Here is a 16,485-nt window from a genome sequence, read left to right as displayed (position 1 = left end):
GCTGTGGTTCAGTGGGGGTATGCGAGCCACCACGATCCACGCGCCGTACGACATCCAGCTGAGCGACGTTCCGGACCCGAAGATCGACGGGCCGACCGACGCGCTCGTGCGGGTCGTTGCCTCCTGCATCTGTGGGTCGGACCTGTGGCCCTATCGGGGCGAGAACAAGATCAAGCCGGGCAGCCGGATCGGGCACGAGTTCGTCGGCATCGTCGAGGAGATCGGCGCCGACGTCCGGACGGTCAAGCCGGGTGACTTCGTGATCGCGCCGTTCGTGATCAGCGACGGGACCTGCCCGCACTGCCGAGCCGGGTTCCAGACCGCCTGCCAGAACCTGGTCGGCTTCGGCAGCAGCCGCGCCGACGGCGGTCAGGGTGAGTACGTGAAGCTCCCGTACGCCGATGGCACGCTGGTCGCCACTCCAGAGGTGCCGGACGAGGCGATGATCCCGTCGCTGCTGACCCTGTCCGACGTGATGGGCACCGGCTGGCACGCCGCCCGGGCTGCTCGGGTGAAGGCGGGCGACACGGTGGTCGTGGTCGGCGACGGCGCGGTCGGGCTGTCCGGCGTACTGGCTGCTGCGCGGATGGGCGCCGAGCGGGTGATCTCGCTGTCCCGGCACGAGTCGCGACAGCAGTTGGCGGTCGAGTTCGGCGCCACGGACATCGTGTCCGAACGTGGTGACGAGGCGCGCGACGCCGTACTGGAGTTGACCGGCGGTGTCGGTGCCGACGCGGTGCTCGAGTGTGTCGGGACCGGGCAGTCGATGGAGACCGCGTTCGATGTCGCCCGGGCGGGCGCCACGGTCGGGTTCGTCGGCGTACCGCACGGGGTCGAGGTCCCGATCCGGACGATGTTCCAGCGCAACGTCGGACTGGCCGGCGGGATGGCGCCGGTCCGGGCCTACCTGCCCGAGCTGATGGCCGACGTACTGGCCGGGGAGATCAACCCCGGGAAGGTCTTCGATCTGGAGCTGCCGCTGGCCGAGGTCGCCGACGGCTACAAGGCCATGCACGAGCGCCGTGCGATCAAGGTTCTGCTGCGTCCGTAACACCGCGTGGTCAGTCGATAACCAACATTACTACTCGAAACCGCTCATATGTGCGCGCTCTCATCGGAGATGCGCGGTGCGATGTCGGTTGCGCAACGCGCGCGCACGCAGCGTTGACACCGGAGTCCGCCGTGCCCAGAGTGGGGCGGTGTCAAGGGGGCATCGTTGTCAACGGCGCCACAACCTGCTTGATCGGAGAGTGGAACATGCGTGGTGGTCTGAGCAAGACCTTCGCGGTGCTGAGTGCGGCGGGTCTTCTCGCAGTGAGCGCCTGCGGTAACAGCAGCGATGGCGGCGGCAGCGGGGACACGGCCAGCAAGGACGTCACCGTCTTCACCTGGTGGGCCGACGGCGGCGAGAAGGCCGGTCTGGACGGTCTGGTGTCGGTGTTCAACACCGACTGCAAGGACTACAAGTTCGTCAACTCCGCGGTCGCGGGTGGTGCCGGTGCGAACGCGAAGCAGGTGCTGGCCAACGACCTGCAGGCCGGCAAGCCGCCGTCCACCTTCCAGGCGCACGCCGGCGCCGAACTGAAGGACTACATCAACGCCGGTCAGGTCGACGACGTGAGCGGGCTCTACAAGGACTACGGTCTGGACACGGCCTTCCCGAAGAACCTGATCGACCAGTTGACCGTCGAGGGCAAGATCTACTCGATCCCGGCCAACGTCCACCGCGCGAACGTGGTGTGGACGAACCCGACGGTCCTGAAGAAGGGCAGCATCGACGCCGGCAAGGCCCCGGCCACGGTCGACGCGTGGATCGCGGACCTGACCAAGCTGAGGAATGCCGGCGTCAAGGCGCCGCTGGCCATCTCCAAGGGCTTCGCCCAGGAGATGCTGGTCGAGGCGGTGCTGCTCGGCGAGCTGGGCACCGACACGTTCAACGGTCTGTGGGACGGCAAGACCGACTGGGCCGGTGCGAACGTGACCGCCGCCCTGAACAAGTACAAGACGCTGCTGACCTTCACCAACGCCGACCGCGAGGCGATCGACTGGTCGGACGCGCTGCAGTACGTCAACAAGGGTCAGGCCGGTTACACGCTGATGGGTGACTGGGTCGCCGCGCAGCAGCTGTCCGACAAGGTGCCGGACACGGCGTACACCTACTGGCCGTCCCCGGGAACCGCGGGCACCTTCCAGTTCCTGTCCGACTCCTTCACCCTGCCGACCAACGGCGCGGACCCGGACGGCGCCAAGTGCTGGCTGAAGACTGTCGGTTCGGCCGAGGGCCAGAAGGCGTTCAACACCAAGAAGGGCTCGATCCCGGCGCGCTCGGACGCCAATCCGGCCGACTACCCGAAATACCAGCAGGCCGCGATGGCCGACTGGAAGAAGGACAAGATCGCCCCGTCCTGCGCGCACGGCTCGGCCTGCTCCGCCGGTCAGAACAACGACATCCTGTCCGCGCTGAGCCAGTTCAGCGGTGCGCAGGACGTCGCGAAGCTGCAGACCGCGCTCGGCGCCGCGATGAAGACGAGCTGATGGCCTGCGAGTTGGGGATCTGATCATGCACGGAAGGATCCGAACCTGGGGCCCTGGCGCCCTGGTGCTGTTGCCGACCGTGCTGCTGCTCGGGTACTTCGTCTACGGCCTGATCGCGTGGTCGTTCAACACGTCGCTGACCGATCGGCACACGGCCCGCAAGGGCCCGGCCGACTACGTCGGCTTCGAGAACTACGCGCACCTGTTCGGTGAGGAGCGGTTCCTCAACTCGCTGAAGAACCTCGGCGTGCTCACGGTGGCGTTCATCGTGGGCACGCTGATCTTCGGCGTGCTCTGGGCGCTGCTGCTGGAGAAGGGCGTCCCGGGCGAGGGCATCTTCCGGTCGGTCTTCCTGTTCCCGATGGCGGTCTCGATGATCGCCTCGGGGGTGGTCTGGAGCTGGTTGCTGAACCCGTCCCAGGGCGACGACGCGCGCGGCTTGAACCGGCTGTTCTCGATCCTGCACCTGGGTGCGTTGGAGAATCCGTGGTGGACCGCCGGCAGCCGGTGGACCACGATGGCGTCGATCGCGCTGCCCGCTGTCTGGCAGTTGTCGGGCTACATCATGGCGCTGTTCCTGGCCGGCTTCCGGGGCATCCCGGGCGAGCTGCGCGAGGCGGCCCGGGTGGACGGCGCCTCGGAGTTCAAGCTCTACCGGCACGTGCTGTTCCCGCAACTGTCCCCGATCGCGCTCTCGGCGCTGATCATCCTGGGGCACATGTCGCTGAAGCTGTTCGACCTGATCTACGCGATCACCGGGCCGAACCAGTTCCGCACCGAAGTGCCGTCGGTCTACATGTGGAACACCTTGCTCCGCAGTGACATGGCCAAGGCGGCTGCGATCGCGATCGTGCTGTTGGCTGTCGTTGCAGTGCTGGTCATTCCGTACGTCGCGTACACCGTCCGGCAGGAGGCAGAAGAGTGAGCGCCCCAACTGCTGTTACCGATGCGACCGGCTCGGCCGCGGCGGCGATCCGTCGTACGCCGACAAGCCGTGGGGTGATCGCGGACGGCTCCACGCGCAAGAGCCGGACCGTCCGGTACATCCTGCTGATCCTGTTCCTGCTGTTCGTGCTCACGCCGGTGTACGTCGTGATCGTGACCAGCTTCAAGACGTCTGCCGACACCACTGCCGCCGACCAGTGGGCGTTGCCGCACACCTGGACCCTTGAGCCGTGGCGCAAGGCGTGGGACGTCCTGCAGCCGTACATGATCCGCTCACTGACGCTGGCGATCCCGGCCGCGATCATCTCCTCGCTGATCGGTTCGGCCAACGGGTTCGTGCTGGCCCGGTGGCGGTTCCCCGGCGCGAACCTGGTGTTCGCGTTCATCCTGTTCGGGATGTTCATCCCCTACCAGGCGGTGATGCTGCCGCTGCGGACGACGTTCACCGAACTGGATGTCACCCGGGGGGTGCCGACGCTGATCATCGCGCACTGCATCTACGGCATCCCGATCTGCACGCTGATCTTCCGGAACTACTACGCGACCGTCGTCCCGATGGAGATCATCGAGTCGGCCCGGGTGGATGGCGCCGGACTGATCCAGACCTACGCGCGGATCATCCTGCCGATCTCCATCTCCGGTTTCGTGGTGACGTTGATCTGGCAGTTCACCTCGGTCTGGAACGACTTCCTGTTCGCGTTGTTCCTCACCCAGCAGAACAACGGCCCGGTCACTCTCGGGCTCGCGGCCCTGTCGGGCGGCCAGAAGGTCGACTACGCAGCCAGTATGGCGGGCGCCCTGATCACGTCCTTCCCGACGCTGATCGTCTACATCGTGCTCGGCCGCTGGTTCATCGGCGGTCTGATGGCCGGAGCACTCAAGGGCTGACCATCGTCACGGCCTGTGCATCCCGGACGCTCGGGGATGTACAGGCCGTTGTCATGTGATCACGGCGTGTCCTAACAGTTGTCCACAGGACGCGCGCAGGGGCCTGCGGGGGGCTAGGTACGGGCGGTAACCTCACGAAGGTGACCAAGTCACCCCGAGGGCGAGACGGACGGCGCAATCACCTGCGCCTCGTCGATTCCACCCCTGATCCCACCCAGGCACCTACGGCGGGCGTCGACGTCGACACCACGCCGAGTGTCGCCGTGCTCGAAACCCTGCTCGAGACCCTGACCCTCGACCTCGCCGCCGCCCCCCGCAGCCTGCACCCGGTGATCGCCGAAGCCTCCGTAGCCCGGTCCGCCGCCATGCTCGCCGACCAGCTCTGGCCGGCCGGCCGCCCCGACGAGATCGGCGAGGTCGAACGCTTCTTCTGGGCCGACGCCGCCCGAGTCCTCGGCGAACGCCGCGACCCGGAGTCATTCCAGCTCCTCACCTCACTCGCCCGCACAGTCGGTCCGGCCGGCCGTCTGCCCTTGCAACGCGCCCACCTGTCCCGCTTACGCACCGAGGACGAGGTGCAGGACTGGGTCACCCGCATCGCCGGCTTCCGGCTGACCAGCGCGATCGTGTCCGAGGACATCACGGGTGACGGGCTGAGCGTCGTACTGGATTATGACGACGAGCAGCATCCGCATACCGTCGTCGTCTTCATCGACAACAACATCGGCGCGATCGTCAAGGACGTCTTCGTCGGCCCGCCCGTCGACCGTGTTCTCGACGCCTACCAACGCGGCGGCCGCGTCACGATCCGCACCGTCCGCCCCGCCACCGCCGCCGGAATCATCCTGCAGGCCCTCGGTGAAACCAACGACTACGACGAACCGCCCGTGACTGAGGACTTCGAGTTCTTCTCGGCCCTGCTGGTGAATCGCCTCACCCAGTTGCCGGAACGGCCCGTCCGCCCGCCCATCCGACCGCTCCTGTCGCCACGCCAGCGCGACCAGCTGGTCGACGAGTTTCTCCAGTCCCCGTTCGGATCCGACCTCCCCGACGACGCGGCCGACATCGTCCGCCTCTGGATCGACCACGCCGTCGATCACACAGTCGGCGGCCCGCTCCGCGTGAGCGCCGTACTGGTCGAACTCTTCCTCGCCTACTGGCTACCCCGCAAAGTCCTTGCCGACAGCACCTACTTCGCCGCCGTCCCAACGGTCGTCAAAGCCTGGCTGGCCCACGCCGGCGACCGCACCCAACTCGCGTTGGACGTAGTCGAGGAAGCGGTCGACGCGGTGGACGTCTGGACTCCGGCGTTGCAGGCGTCCGCCATCATCGACCCGGTCGGCGAACGCGTCTTCCTGGACGACACCACCAGCGACCTGGAAGACGCCTACCGCGCCCTCTCCGGCCTAGGCTCCCCACCGCAACCAGACCTTCAGGGCCTGGACAAATCCCAAGCCGCCACCCTCTCGGTCCTGGCCCCCCACGCCTGGCTCATGGCCGGCGAAACCCTAGGCACCGCCTACGCTCCCGACGCCTTCGACATCGCCGAACGCCTAGTCCGCGAAGCCCCCGACCTCCTGGCCAAGGCCCGCCTCTCCACCTGGCCCCGAGCCATCGTCTGGCTCCTGGCCCACCGCCACTGCCTAGTAGGTCCCGGCGAAACCCTCACCCCCTACTCCCTGGCCGCCGACCTCTCCTCATCCCCCGCCACCCTCCGCAAAACCGCCAAACTCCTCACCGACACCCTCATCCTCCCCCGCTAACCGCCCCCCTTCCTGTCCCCGCCCGCCGTTGGGCCATTTCAGGGGATATCCGCTCAATGTGCTGGTTCTCTGCTCAAATTTTGAGGGGAGAAGGGACAAGATGAGGGGAGATCCGTTCATTTTGCGGAAGGCCCAGGGCGGGTGGGGTGGCCGGGGAGTTTTGCCGGTCGATACGGGTCGGTTTTGATCCCTAGTTCCGGCGGACTGCTTGCTGTGTGGAAACTCCATGTCAGCTGGTGCACTTTAGTTTCCACAAAGGGTGGGTTCGTCCGCCTTCAGCGGCCACTGAAGCCTTCGGGTACGGCGGGTCTGTGGCTGAGGGGAATGGTGCGGTTGGCGATCGGGGCTCGCGTTGTTTTGGGTTGACGGGCTGTGGCTGGGGTTCATGAGGGGTCGCGTTGGGGGTGACGGTTCCTTGGGGATCTGCTACTGCGGCGGGTTAGCTGTCAGGCATCCGAGTGGCGGTCCGAGGGGCGGGCGGAGTACAGGACGAGTTGAGGCTGGGCGGACAATAGGGGCATGCATGTGCGCGCGCCGGAGCTCAGAGGTCGTGGGTGGCTCAACACGGGTGGTCAGGAGTTAGCGCTAGCCGACTTCCGCGGCCGCTTCTTACTCCTCGATTTTTGGACGTTTTGCTGCATCAACTGTCTGCATGTGCTGGACGAGCTGCGGCCGCTCGAGGAGAAGTACGGTGATGCGCTGGTGATCGTCGGCGTGCACTCGCCGAAGTTTGCGCATGAGGGCGAGGAGGCGGCCGTCAACGCCGCCGTCGAACGCTACGAGGTCGCGCACCCGGTCCTGGATGACCCGGAGCTCGTCACGTGGCAGAGCTACACGGCTCGCGCCTGGCCGACGCTCGTGCTGGTGGATCCCAATGGCTACATCGTGGCGCAGTACTCGGGTGAGGGCCACGCCCACGCGCTCGACGCGCAGCTGGCTGAGCTGATCGCTGAGCACGAAGCCGCAGGCACGTTGACGCGAGGCAAATCGCCGTACGTCGCACCGGAGCCGCAGCAGTCGGAGCTTCGCTTCCCGGCGAAGGTCATTGCCCTGGACAACGGGAACCTCTTGGTGGCCGACGCCGGCAACCACAGCATCGCCGAGCTCAAGGCCGATACAGAGACGCTGGTACGGCGAATTGGTACCGGCCAGCGTGGTTTCACCGACGGGGCGCAGCCGACCTTCTCCGAGCCCAACGGCCTGACCCAGCTGCCACAAGAGATCGCGGAACAGGTCGGGTACGACGTCGTCGTCGCGGACACGGTCAACCACGCCCTGCGCGGGCTCAACCTGACGACCGGCGAAGTCACCACCCTCGTCGGCACCGGTAAGCAGTGGATGGACGGCGACGGGACCGATGTACTGAGCTCGCCGTGGGATGTCGCGTGGTGGCAGGACAAGGTGTGGATCGCGATGGCCGGCGTCCATCAGCTCTGGACGTACGACCCGATCACCAAGGTCACCGAGGTCGCGGCCGGCACCACCAACGAGGGCCTGAAAGACGGCGATCCCAGAGCGGCGTGGTTCGCGCAGACCAGCGGCCTCGCAGCAGACGGCGACCGGCTGTGGCTCGCGGACTCGGAGATCTCCGCGCTCCGCTGGATCGACACCGAGGTGCACACCGCCGTCGGGACCGGACTGTTCGACTTCGGCCTCCGTGACGGCAAGGCGAGTGAAGCGCTCCTCCAGCACCCGCTCGGCGTGACCGTGCTCCCCGACGGTTCGCTGGCGATCGCGGACACGTACAACGGCGCCGTACGGCGGTATGACCCGCAGACCGACACAGTCGACACCATGGCCACGGACCTCGCCGAGCCGAGCGGAGCCGTTGTCGTAGGCAACGAACTGCTCGTGGTCGAGTCGGCCGCACACCGCCTCACGAGGATCCCGCTCGGGGCCTCCGCGAAGGCGTCCGAGTTCAGCACGCGGACCCAGCGGCCGCCGATGGAGATCGCCGCAGGCGAGGTGACCCTGGAGGTGGTCTTCACTCCGCCGCCAGGTCAGAAGCTGGACGGCCGCTACGGTCCCTCGACCCGACTCCTGGTCTCCTCGACGCCGGACACCCTCCTGAAGGAAGGTGCGGGCGACTCGACCGACCTCACCCGGCGATTGGTCATCGACGAGCGCGTGGGCGACGGCGTACTGCATGTCGCGGTTCAGGCCGCGTCCTGTGACGACTCGGACGCGGTCGAGTTCCCCGCCTGCCACATGCATCGGCAGGACTGGGGAGTGCCGGTCCGCGTCACTGCGGACGGACCGGCACGGTTGCAGCTGGTGCTGTCAGGAGGCTGAGCCGAGGGGGTTGGCTTACTCCTGGATGTCGCGGTGGTGCTGCTCGACGACGCGGTACTCCTCTTCGATCGCGGGGTCGATCGCGTCCGTCTCCACCCGGCGCCGCCGGTTGGTGATGTAGAACGACAGCGCGATCCCCGCGAGACCGGCGAGCAGAAGGATGTAGCCGACGACCTGCAGGTTCACCGCGTCCCAGCTGTCGCGGACGGCGAACGCGAAGATCGCGCCCACCACCATCAGGAATATCCCGACACCGATGCTCATCCGAGCCTCCTAAAAGAAGTGCGCGCGTGTGTACGACGCTACTCCGTGCGTGCGACCTAATCCATCACTTGTCAGACACGCCACCAGTACCCCGTGAGCAAACGTCAGTTGCGATCGAGCTCGATGTCGCCGCTGACGGTCGTCGCGGAGAGGCTGTGGGCGCCCGCGGTGTCGTTGCCGAGGTTGTTCTCGACCTCGCCGGAGCGGGTATCGGTGGTCACCCGGTAGCCGCCGGGCGCCGTGATGTCGACGTCGCCGCTGGTGCCTTTGACCTGTACGTCGTTCGCCTCGGCCAGGTCCAGCCCGATGTCACCGGATGAGGTCTCGACCTCGACCGCGCCCCCGCGGAGACCCTCGGCGTCGATGTCACCCGAGTTCGCCTTCACCTGCAGCCGGCCGGTGAGATTGCGGATCGAGACGTCGCCGGAGGTGAGGTCGAGCTTCACGTCGCCGGTCACGTCGGCGAGCTCGACCTTGCCCGAACGCGAGTCGGCGTCGATCCCGGCGATCCCGGTCAGCGTCAGGTCACCACTCCCGTTCTCGCCGACCACCTTGGTACCGCGCGGCACGGTCACCTCGTAGTCCGCGCTGCAGTTCCAGCCGCAGTCGCCGTCGAGCTTCAGGGTGCTGCCGTCCACCGAGTACGCATCACCGTGCTTGAAGAACCAGTAGTGCCGCTTCTCCTTGACCGACGTGGTGTCGTCGTCGGAGACCTTGATGCTGATGTCGGCGTTGTCCGCCGCCAGCTGGACCGTGTCGATCTTCGCGTCGACCTTGTGCTCGTCGTCGCTGTCCTTCCCCGCGAACTGCCACAACCCGATACCGGCCGCTATCACCAGCACCGCGACCCCCAGCTGCCTGCTCTCCATCGTCCGCCTCCCAGCGTGTCAGCCTCGACCGTAGGTGGACGACGCCGTACGCCGGATCAGGCAGACCCCCGAGCCGAACCCCCTGGAACCCCTGAGCGGAACCCCGGAGGGTCAGGAGCGGTGGGCGCCCCGCGCGACCTGACCGGCGAGGTCGTCGCCGACAGCACCGAAGAAGGTCCGCGCCCAAAGATCCTTGTCATGCCAGTACGGACCATCGACGCCCGGCAGCGACGCCGGAGCCTCGCCACGCTTCAGCGCTCGGCGGCAAGCGGCGCAGAGCGGCAGCGTCAGGGTGGCGCCGTCGGACTTCACCTGGGTCGGCTGTCCGGACGACCTGCCGTGCAGCGGGTTGAAAGCACACAGGTCCGGTACGACGTCGACCGGGCGATCGGCGGCGACCGCGACTGCGGCGTCGTACTCGCGCCTGGCCTTGTCCAGCAGGACCATCGCACCGACCACGTCCACGAGATCCTCGGACGAGTCGAGCACCTTCTCGGCCGCCTGACGAGCGTCGAGTGCGGCCTGCTGATGCGACAGCCCGCCGCCCTGCCACGTCGGCAGCGCGGCCAATTGCGAACCGAGGGTGGTCAGCTCAAGCATCGTCTCGCGGGTCAGCCGCCGGCGCTGCTCGGCCGCCACCGTCGCGGCGACGTGCGGCGGGATGCTGAACGGCTTCTCGCGCCGCGGCTCGCTGACACCGCCGGAACGACGGCGGGTCAGACCGATCACCAGCCCGAGAGCCACCAGCGCGACCAGACCGAGGACGACGAACAGCGCGGCCTTGCCGCCAGACGACGAGTCGTCGGAGTCCGAGTCCGCACCCGGGCTGGTGGTCTTGACCGGCTTGGTCGACTTGGTGGCCGGAGGCAGCGCCGGCAAAGCCAACAGCGCGTACATCCGGGCGATCACCTCGGTCGGCCCAGCGTCGTACCCGGTGTCGTCGAGCGCTCGTTCCCGGACAGCCTGGAGCCGGTCCTCGGTGAGCTGCGGCAGGTTGTGCGCCTCGTACCAGGGGAACCGGCTGCCACCGTCGATCACGACGTACAGGCCTGGCAGGTTGAGTGCGTCGATCACCAGCGTGAGCACGTTGTTTTCCTTGCCCTGGAACGCGTCGCTCGGCGTCAGCGGCAGCACGATCGAGTAGACCGGGTAGCCGAGCGCCTTGGCCTTGGTGCGCACGTCGGCCAGCAGGTTCTCCGGCAAAGCAGTCTTGTACGCCGGATCGACGTACAGCGCGTCTTTGCGCAGAGCCGTCGCGATCTCGCGGGCACGCTCGGCAGGCGTCTGCGTCGGGTGAGCCTGGGCCGGCGTCGCGGTCAGCATCAGCAGCGTGACCAGCGAGGCGAGCATCAGGGCGATCAGCTTCTTCACGAGCGTCCTCCACGTCTTGGGGCGACCAGCGCCGCTACGCCCAGCACCACACCGGCCAGAATCGCGCCGCCTAGCAGTCCGAGTACTCCCGCGCCGAATCCGCTCCCGAGCGCATCACCGACGGTGAATCGATCCGGCTCGGACCGGTACGGCGCTTTCGGCGGGAGTGGCGTCGTCCGAGCCGGCTCGGCGTCGTACCGGTCGTTCACCTTCACCGTGTCGAGGTAGTCGGACAGCTGACCGCTCATCGGTTGTTTGCCGGTCGAGTAGGCCGACTGCGAGGCGTACGCGTGGAGCTCGTGCGCCACCCCGTACGTCGTGTTCTCGTCCATCACGACGTACACCCCCGGCTTCCCGTTCGCCTGCGCGAGCCACCCGGCCAGGAGCGCGGTATCGCCCTTCTCCTGGAACCACGTGCCGGTCGGTACGACGGCGACGTAGACCGGCACCGGCGCCGACCGGATCACCTGAAGCATCTGCTCCGTGTCCGCCGAGTAATCGGGGTCCACATACAGCGGCGTGCTGACCCAGGCCTTGGCCGCGGCGGTGATCCGGGCATCGGCCGGGACCGCGGCCATGGCCGCCGACGGAACGGCCAGGACGAAGATCGTTGCCACGAGCAACATAAGGGCGCGCCTCATCGGACGTCGTCCAGCCGGCCGGAGACACGCTCGGCCAGGTCGTCGGTCAACGCGCCGAAACCGGTCGCCACCATCGGGCTGTCCTTCGGGTCCAAGGTCCAGTACGGGACGACTTCGTGACTGCGTCCGAGCAGTCCGCTGCTGCGCCGGACCCGCAGCCCGTACGGCGTCTTGCCCTTGGCCAGTCGCTCGGCGCACAGGCGACAAGCCGGTACGTCGATGCCGTTGGACCAGGTGACGTGGTTCGTCCCGGCTCGGTGCGTCGGATCGAAGAAGCAGGGCGGCCGAACCGCGGTTCCGTCGGCGGCCTGCCGAGCCTGGCGGGCCAGCACCAGCGCACCGGTGACAGCGAGCAGGTCGTCCGGCTGATCCGCTCGCAGAGTGCGGGCCGCGTCCAGCCGATGGTTCGCATCGTCGCGCCGATCGAGCAGTTCGAGCGAAAGGCTGGACCGCTTCTCCAGTTGCCGGACCGAGGTGGCCGCGCGCTTGATCGTCTGGTCGGCCTGCCGACGGATCTCAACCAGATGCGACGCACTCTTCGGCGGTGAACCCGGCCGGCGACCGCGTCGGCGCAGTACCAGCCACAAGGTCAGGACGAAGCCGGCCAGGCCGCCGACGCCGAGCCCGATGAACGCGGCCCGATCCTCCTGAGAGGTAGCGGAGGGTGTGTCCACCTGCGGCGGCTCGAGGTCGCTCGCCACGGGCGCGGGCAACGCGCGACCGTCGTACGCTGTCGCTGCCTGCTGGATCGTCCGGACGATCTGCGGCGCGGGCCGGTTGTCGACAATGTCGAGGCGCTGCTTGTCATCGGACTTCACACTGCTGAGGTCGCGCCCCTTGAGACCGCCCGGCCGGAACAGCTCCTCGACACCCGACCAGTAGTCGTCCGACACGACACGAACGACGTACAGGCCCGGCTGACCGACTCGCGCTTGCAGCAGCGTCGGCAGGTCATACAGGTTGTCCTTCAGGTACGGCGTTCGTGGGACCAGCGCGACGTACACGGCGAAGCTGGCCTCGGCCGACTCGGCGCGGATCCAGTCCAGCTCGGAATCCGGGATCGCCGGGCGGAGGCGGGCGTCGACGTACAGGTGGTCGGTGCGCCAGCCGGACGCGACCTGGTCCGGAAGCGAGGGGCTCGCCGCGTGAGCGGGGAGCAGTGGCAGGGCCACGAGGACGGCGAGCAGCGTGGCGAGGCGGCGGAGGTGGGCGGACATCGCGGACAGCCTACGACCACCTGACGGATACACATCCGCACAGACGCGGTCATGGGACCAGCGGTTCCTTACGGACACCGCGGCCCTGGCTAGGACAGGGGAAGCCAAGCCAGGGACGCGGGTGCCACGGGCAGAAACGCTGCTACACGGAACCGCTTCAGAAGAAGGGCAGATGGCGGGGCAGATCGATCGGTCGAGACATGCCCCTTGACGGGGAAACAAACCTCCGGCTCGGACCGCGCAAGCGACCGAGCCGGAGGAGTCCTCAGAAAGCCGACTCGGGCAGATCCATGATGTCGAGATCGGTCAGCTCGGCCTTGATCCGCTCGGCGCGGACGGTCGGCATCGTCGAGCGGACGAACCACTGGGCGGCCGCGACCTTGCCGCTGTAGAAGTCCTGGTCGGCCGGGGACAGGTCGCCACCGAGCCGCTCCAGGGCGACCTCGGCCTGACGCAGCATCAGCCACGAGCAGACGACGTCACCGAGGACGAACAGCAGCCGCGAGGTGTTCAGCGCGACCTTGTAGACGTTGCGCGGGTCGCCGTTCTCGGCCTGCGGGTTGCTCGCCATCAGGGCCTGGCCCATGATGCCCAGCAGCTTCTGCGTGTCCTCGAGGCCCTTGGCCAGCAGCCCGCGCTCCTCCTTGAGGCGGCCGTTGCCGGCCTCGGAGGCGACGAAGCCCTGGATCTGCTCGGCCAGGTGACCGAGGGCCTTGCCCTGATCCTTGATGATCTTGCGGAAGAACAGGTCCTGACCCTGGATCGCGGTCGTGCCCTCGTAGAGGGTGTCGATCTTGGCGTCGCGGACGTACTGCTCGATCGGGTAGTCCTGCAGGAAGCCGGAGCCACCGAAGGTCTGCAGTGACTCGGTGCCGAGCAGGGTCCACGACTTCTCCGAGCCGTAGCCCTTGACCAGCGGCAGGAGCAGGTCGTTCACGCCCTCGGCGACCACGTCGTGCTCACCGGCGTACCGGGCCTGCTCGGCACGGTCCTGGTACGTCGCCGTGAACAGCACCAGCGCGCGGAGCGCCTCCGAGTAAGCCTTCTGGGTCAGCAGCGAACGCCGTACGTCGGGGTGGTGGGTGATCGTCACCCGCGGCGCGTCCTTGGCCGGGTTGGTCAGATCGGCGCCCTGGACGCGCGTCTTGGCGTACTCGAGCGCGTTCAGGTAGCCCGAGGACAGCGTCGCGATGGCCTTCGTGCCGACCATCATCCGCGCGTACTCGATCACCTGGAACATCTGCGCGATGCCGTCGTGCACCTCGCCGAGCAGCCAGCCCATGGCCGGGATGCCGTCGCCGAAGGTGAGCTCGCAGGTCGTGGAGACCTTGATGCCCATCTTCTTCTCGACGTTCGTGACGAAGGCGCCGTTGCGCTCACCCGTCAGCTCACCGGTCTCCAGGTCGAAGTGGTGCTTCGGTACGACGAACAGGCTGAGCCCCTTCGTCCCCGGACCGCCGACACCCTCGACGCCCTGCGGACGGGCCAGCACCAGGTGGACGATGTTCTCGGTCATGTCCTGCTCGCCCGAGGTGATGAACCGCTTGACGCCCTCGATGTGCCAACTGCCGTCGTCCTGCAGGGTGGCCTTCGCGCGCCCGGCGCCGACGTCGGAGCCGGCGTCCGGCTCGGTCAGCACCATGGTGGCGCCCCAGCCGCGCTGGATGATGTGCTGCGCGATCTTCTTGTCGCGGTCGATGCCGTTACGCCAGAGCACGTGCGCGAAGTTCGGCCCGGCGGCGTAGATGTGGACGGCGGGGTTCGCGCCCAGGATCATCTCGGCCGCGGCCCAGCGCAGCGACGGCGGGGTCGGCTGACCGCCGAGCTCGGCCGGCAGCTCCAGCTTGAACCACTCGGCGTCCATGTAGGCGTGGTAGCTCTTCTTGAACGACTCCGGCATCCGCACCTCGTGCGTCTCCGGGTCGAACACCGGCGGGTTCCGGTCGGCGTCCTCGAACGACGCGGCCACCTCGTTCTTGGCCAGCCGGTCGATCTCGCCGAGGACCTCACGCGCGGTGTCGACGTCCATGTCGGCGTACGGTCCCTGCCCGAGCACCTCGCCCCGGCCGAGAACCTCGAGCAGATTGAACTCGATGTCCCGCAGATTCGACTTGTAGTGGCTCACAGGTTCCCCTTAACACAGATACTCACGAGTAACTTGAGTATATACCCGCCGGTAACGAAGGCAAAGCTGTTTGGGTGGTAAGCGTGGCGACCAGGCTGATCTATGAGACGCATGCGACGACCCTCGACAACCAGAACGGCATCGCGACCGGCTGGCTCCCCGGCGAGCTGTCGGCGCGCGGGCGACAGGAGGCGGAGGAGCTCGGAGTACGGCGGCGAGGTGTCGACGTGGTGTTCAGCTCGGACCTGCGCCGGGCGGTCCAGACCGTCGAGCTGGCCGATCTCGCCGTACCGCATCTGCAGGACTGGCGGCTGCGCGAGTGCAACTACGGCGAGCTCAACGGTGCGCCGACGGACGCGCTCAGCCCGAAGGCCGAGCGCGTCCACAAGCCGTTTCCCGGCGGCCAGAGCTACAACGACGTCATGGAACTGACGCGAGCGTTCCTCGAGGACGTCAAGCGCTGGTACGGCGGCGCCACCGTGCTCGTGGTCGCCCACTCGGCGAACCGCTGGGCGCTACAGCACCTGCTCGGCGGAGGGGTCCCGCTGGCGAAGCTGATCGCCGAGCCGTTCAACTGGCAGCCGGGATGGGAGTACCGGCTCTAGGGCGTGTAGACGGTGTTCTTGCCGTAGAGCTTCTGGGTGAAGGCGGACATGTAGGTGGCGGTGTTCGCCTCAGTCAGGTTGTAGGTGAGGAAGACGCCGTACCCGTCGGCCACCGTGCGCTGCGCGAAGCTGGCGGCTGTGGCCTGGCTGGTGGCGGTGTAACTGACGGCGGCCGGCGAGTACTTCGACTTGGCGAAGGCCGGGTTGGCCGAGTAGCTGCCGTAGTACGGCTGCCAGGCGTAGTCGAAGGTGTTGGCGAGGTTCACGCCGTTGTACTGCAGCTTGGTCGACGCGGGGCCGATGTCGTACAGCGTGATGAGCTTGCCGGCCGGCAGCTTCTGGCGCAGCGCCTGGACCAGGTAGACGAACGAGTAGTCGTTCGGCTGGCCGGTGCCGTTGTTGCCGTACTCGACGTACTCGTCGTCGAAGTCGATCCCGTCCAGTCCGTAGGTGGCGACGGCGTTCGCCAGCTCCTGGGCGAACGCCTCGGCGGAGGCCTTGTCCGGGAAGTTCGCGAACCCGGCGCCCTGGTGGTTGCCGAGGATCGACAGCGTGACCTTGATCCCCTTGTCCTGCAGGGGTTTGATCTGCGTCGCGCGGTTGTTCAGGACGTTCGTCACCTGCGGGTTGAAGGACAGGTACGCCTTGCGGGTCGTCGTGTCGAAGTTGATGTTCGCCGCGAAGATCACCGCGATGTCGACCACCGGACGGCCGTCGTTGGCCAGCGTGTACTTGCCGGCGCTCAGCATGCTGTGGTCGTTGACCTCGATGTACGCGACCGTGGTCGGCTTCTTGACGGCGGCGCACGCCTGCGCGGCCGAAGTTACACCGGTCGCGGCCACGGCGGTCCCCGCAGCGATCGCGGTCAGAAGGGTCCTTCGGCGCATGAGCTCACTCATTCGATCGACTCCTCGTCACAAGGGTGGGCGGTCCGCTACGACGGCCCAGCTGAAATGGCACAGCTAAACCG

At 67.4% G+C, this 16,485-nt stretch carries 14 protein-coding genes; 7 read left to right on the top strand and 7 right to left on the bottom strand.

Translation table 11 applies throughout. From position 1 onward, the window contains the following. Positions 1 to 19: 19 nt before the first annotated feature. The 6 genes from ACFVWG_RS15140 to ACFVWG_RS15115 all read left to right on the top strand — a co-directional run bounded on the left by ACFVWG_RS15140 (position 20) and on the right by ACFVWG_RS15115 (position 8,423). On the top strand, positions 20 to 1,051 hold the full coding sequence (locus tag ACFVWG_RS15140) for a zinc-dependent alcohol dehydrogenase family protein (RefSeq protein ID WP_391543868.1): 1,032 nt from the start codon (positions 20 to 22) through the stop codon (positions 1,049 to 1,051). A gap of 206 nt (positions 1,052 to 1,257) precedes the next feature. Beyond that, positions 1,258 to 2,535, top strand: coding sequence for an ABC transporter substrate-binding protein (locus tag ACFVWG_RS15135; protein ID WP_391543866.1), 1,278 nt, complete (start codon positions 1,258 to 1,260; stop codon positions 2,533 to 2,535). A gap of 25 nt (positions 2,536 to 2,560) precedes the next feature. Beyond that, positions 2,561 to 3,460, top strand: coding sequence for a carbohydrate ABC transporter permease (locus tag ACFVWG_RS15130; protein WP_391543865.1), 900 nt, complete (start codon positions 2,561 to 2,563; stop codon positions 3,458 to 3,460). 47 nt (positions 3,461 to 3,507) lie between these two features. Beyond that, positions 3,508 to 4,368 (top strand): carbohydrate ABC transporter permease, encoded by an 861-nt coding sequence (locus ACFVWG_RS15125; RefSeq protein WP_391544377.1) that lies wholly within the window; start codon positions 3,508 to 3,510, stop codon positions 4,366 to 4,368. A 140-nt stretch (positions 4,369 to 4,508) separates the two neighbouring features. Beyond that, positions 4,509 to 6,131, top strand: a complete 1,623-nt coding sequence (locus ACFVWG_RS15120) for a hypothetical protein (protein ID WP_391543864.1) — start codon at positions 4,509 to 4,511, stop codon at positions 6,129 to 6,131. A 519-nt stretch (positions 6,132 to 6,650) separates the two neighbouring features. Beyond that, entirely contained in the window at positions 6,651 to 8,423 is a 1,773-nt protein-coding gene (locus ACFVWG_RS15115; protein ID WP_391543863.1) for an NHL domain-containing thioredoxin family protein, read from the top strand. 15 nt (positions 8,424 to 8,438) lie between these two features. Here the strand turns inward: ACFVWG_RS15115 and ACFVWG_RS15110 are convergent, their stop codons facing one another. The 6 genes from ACFVWG_RS15110 to ACFVWG_RS15085 form a co-directional block, all read right to left on the bottom strand. Further along, complete coding sequence (locus tag ACFVWG_RS15110) at positions 8,439 to 8,687, bottom strand: DUF6458 family protein (RefSeq protein WP_391543862.1); 249 nt, start codon at positions 8,685 to 8,687, stop codon at positions 8,439 to 8,441. 104 nt (positions 8,688 to 8,791) lie between these two features. Beyond that, the gene (locus tag ACFVWG_RS15105) at positions 8,792 to 9,556 is read right to left on the bottom strand and encodes a DUF4097 domain-containing protein (protein ID WP_391543861.1); all 765 of its coding nucleotides are present in this window, start codon (positions 9,554 to 9,556) and stop codon (positions 8,792 to 8,794) included. Between the two features lie 111 nt (positions 9,557 to 9,667). Beyond that, complete coding sequence (locus ACFVWG_RS15100) at positions 9,668 to 10,927, bottom strand: hypothetical protein (RefSeq protein ID WP_391543859.1); 1,260 nt, start codon at positions 10,925 to 10,927, stop codon at positions 9,668 to 9,670. Further along, positions 10,924 to 11,568, bottom strand: a complete 645-nt coding sequence (locus tag ACFVWG_RS15095; protein WP_391543858.1) for a hypothetical protein — start codon at positions 11,566 to 11,568, stop codon at positions 10,924 to 10,926. The genes ACFVWG_RS15100 and ACFVWG_RS15095 overlap by 4 nt, the downstream gene beginning before the upstream one ends. Further along, positions 11,565 to 12,785 (bottom strand): hypothetical protein, encoded by a 1,221-nt coding sequence (locus tag ACFVWG_RS15090; RefSeq protein ID WP_391543857.1) that lies wholly within the window; start codon positions 12,783 to 12,785, stop codon positions 11,565 to 11,567. Before ACFVWG_RS15090 ends, ACFVWG_RS15095 begins: the two co-directional genes overlap by 4 nt. 265 nt (positions 12,786 to 13,050) lie before the next feature. Further along, a complete protein-coding gene (locus tag ACFVWG_RS15085; RefSeq protein WP_391543855.1) occupies positions 13,051 to 14,910 on the bottom strand; it encodes an acyl-CoA dehydrogenase in 1,860 nt (619 codons plus the stop codon). A gap of 83 nt (positions 14,911 to 14,993) precedes the next feature. Between ACFVWG_RS15085 and ACFVWG_RS15080 the strand changes: the two genes are divergently transcribed. After that, positions 14,994 to 15,515 (top strand): histidine phosphatase family protein, encoded by a 522-nt coding sequence (locus ACFVWG_RS15080; protein ID WP_391543853.1) that lies wholly within the window; start codon positions 14,994 to 14,996, stop codon positions 15,513 to 15,515. On the opposite strand, the gene ACFVWG_RS15075 is transcribed toward ACFVWG_RS15080, so the two are convergent. Beyond that, the gene (locus ACFVWG_RS15075) at positions 15,512 to 16,414 is read right to left on the bottom strand and encodes an endo-beta-N-acetylglucosaminidase H (RefSeq protein WP_391543851.1); all 903 of its coding nucleotides are present in this window, start codon (positions 16,412 to 16,414) and stop codon (positions 15,512 to 15,514) included. The two genes, ACFVWG_RS15080 and ACFVWG_RS15075, sit on opposite strands and share 4 nt — an antisense overlap. Between the last annotated feature and the right edge of the window lie 71 nt (positions 16,415 to 16,485).

The organism is Kribbella sp. NPDC058245, from assembly GCF_042882005.1.
In the GTDB taxonomy this organism is placed as follows: Bacteria; Actinomycetota; Actinomycetes; order Propionibacteriales; family Kribbellaceae; genus Kribbella.
This window is presented reverse-complemented; position numbering and strand designations above follow the sequence as displayed.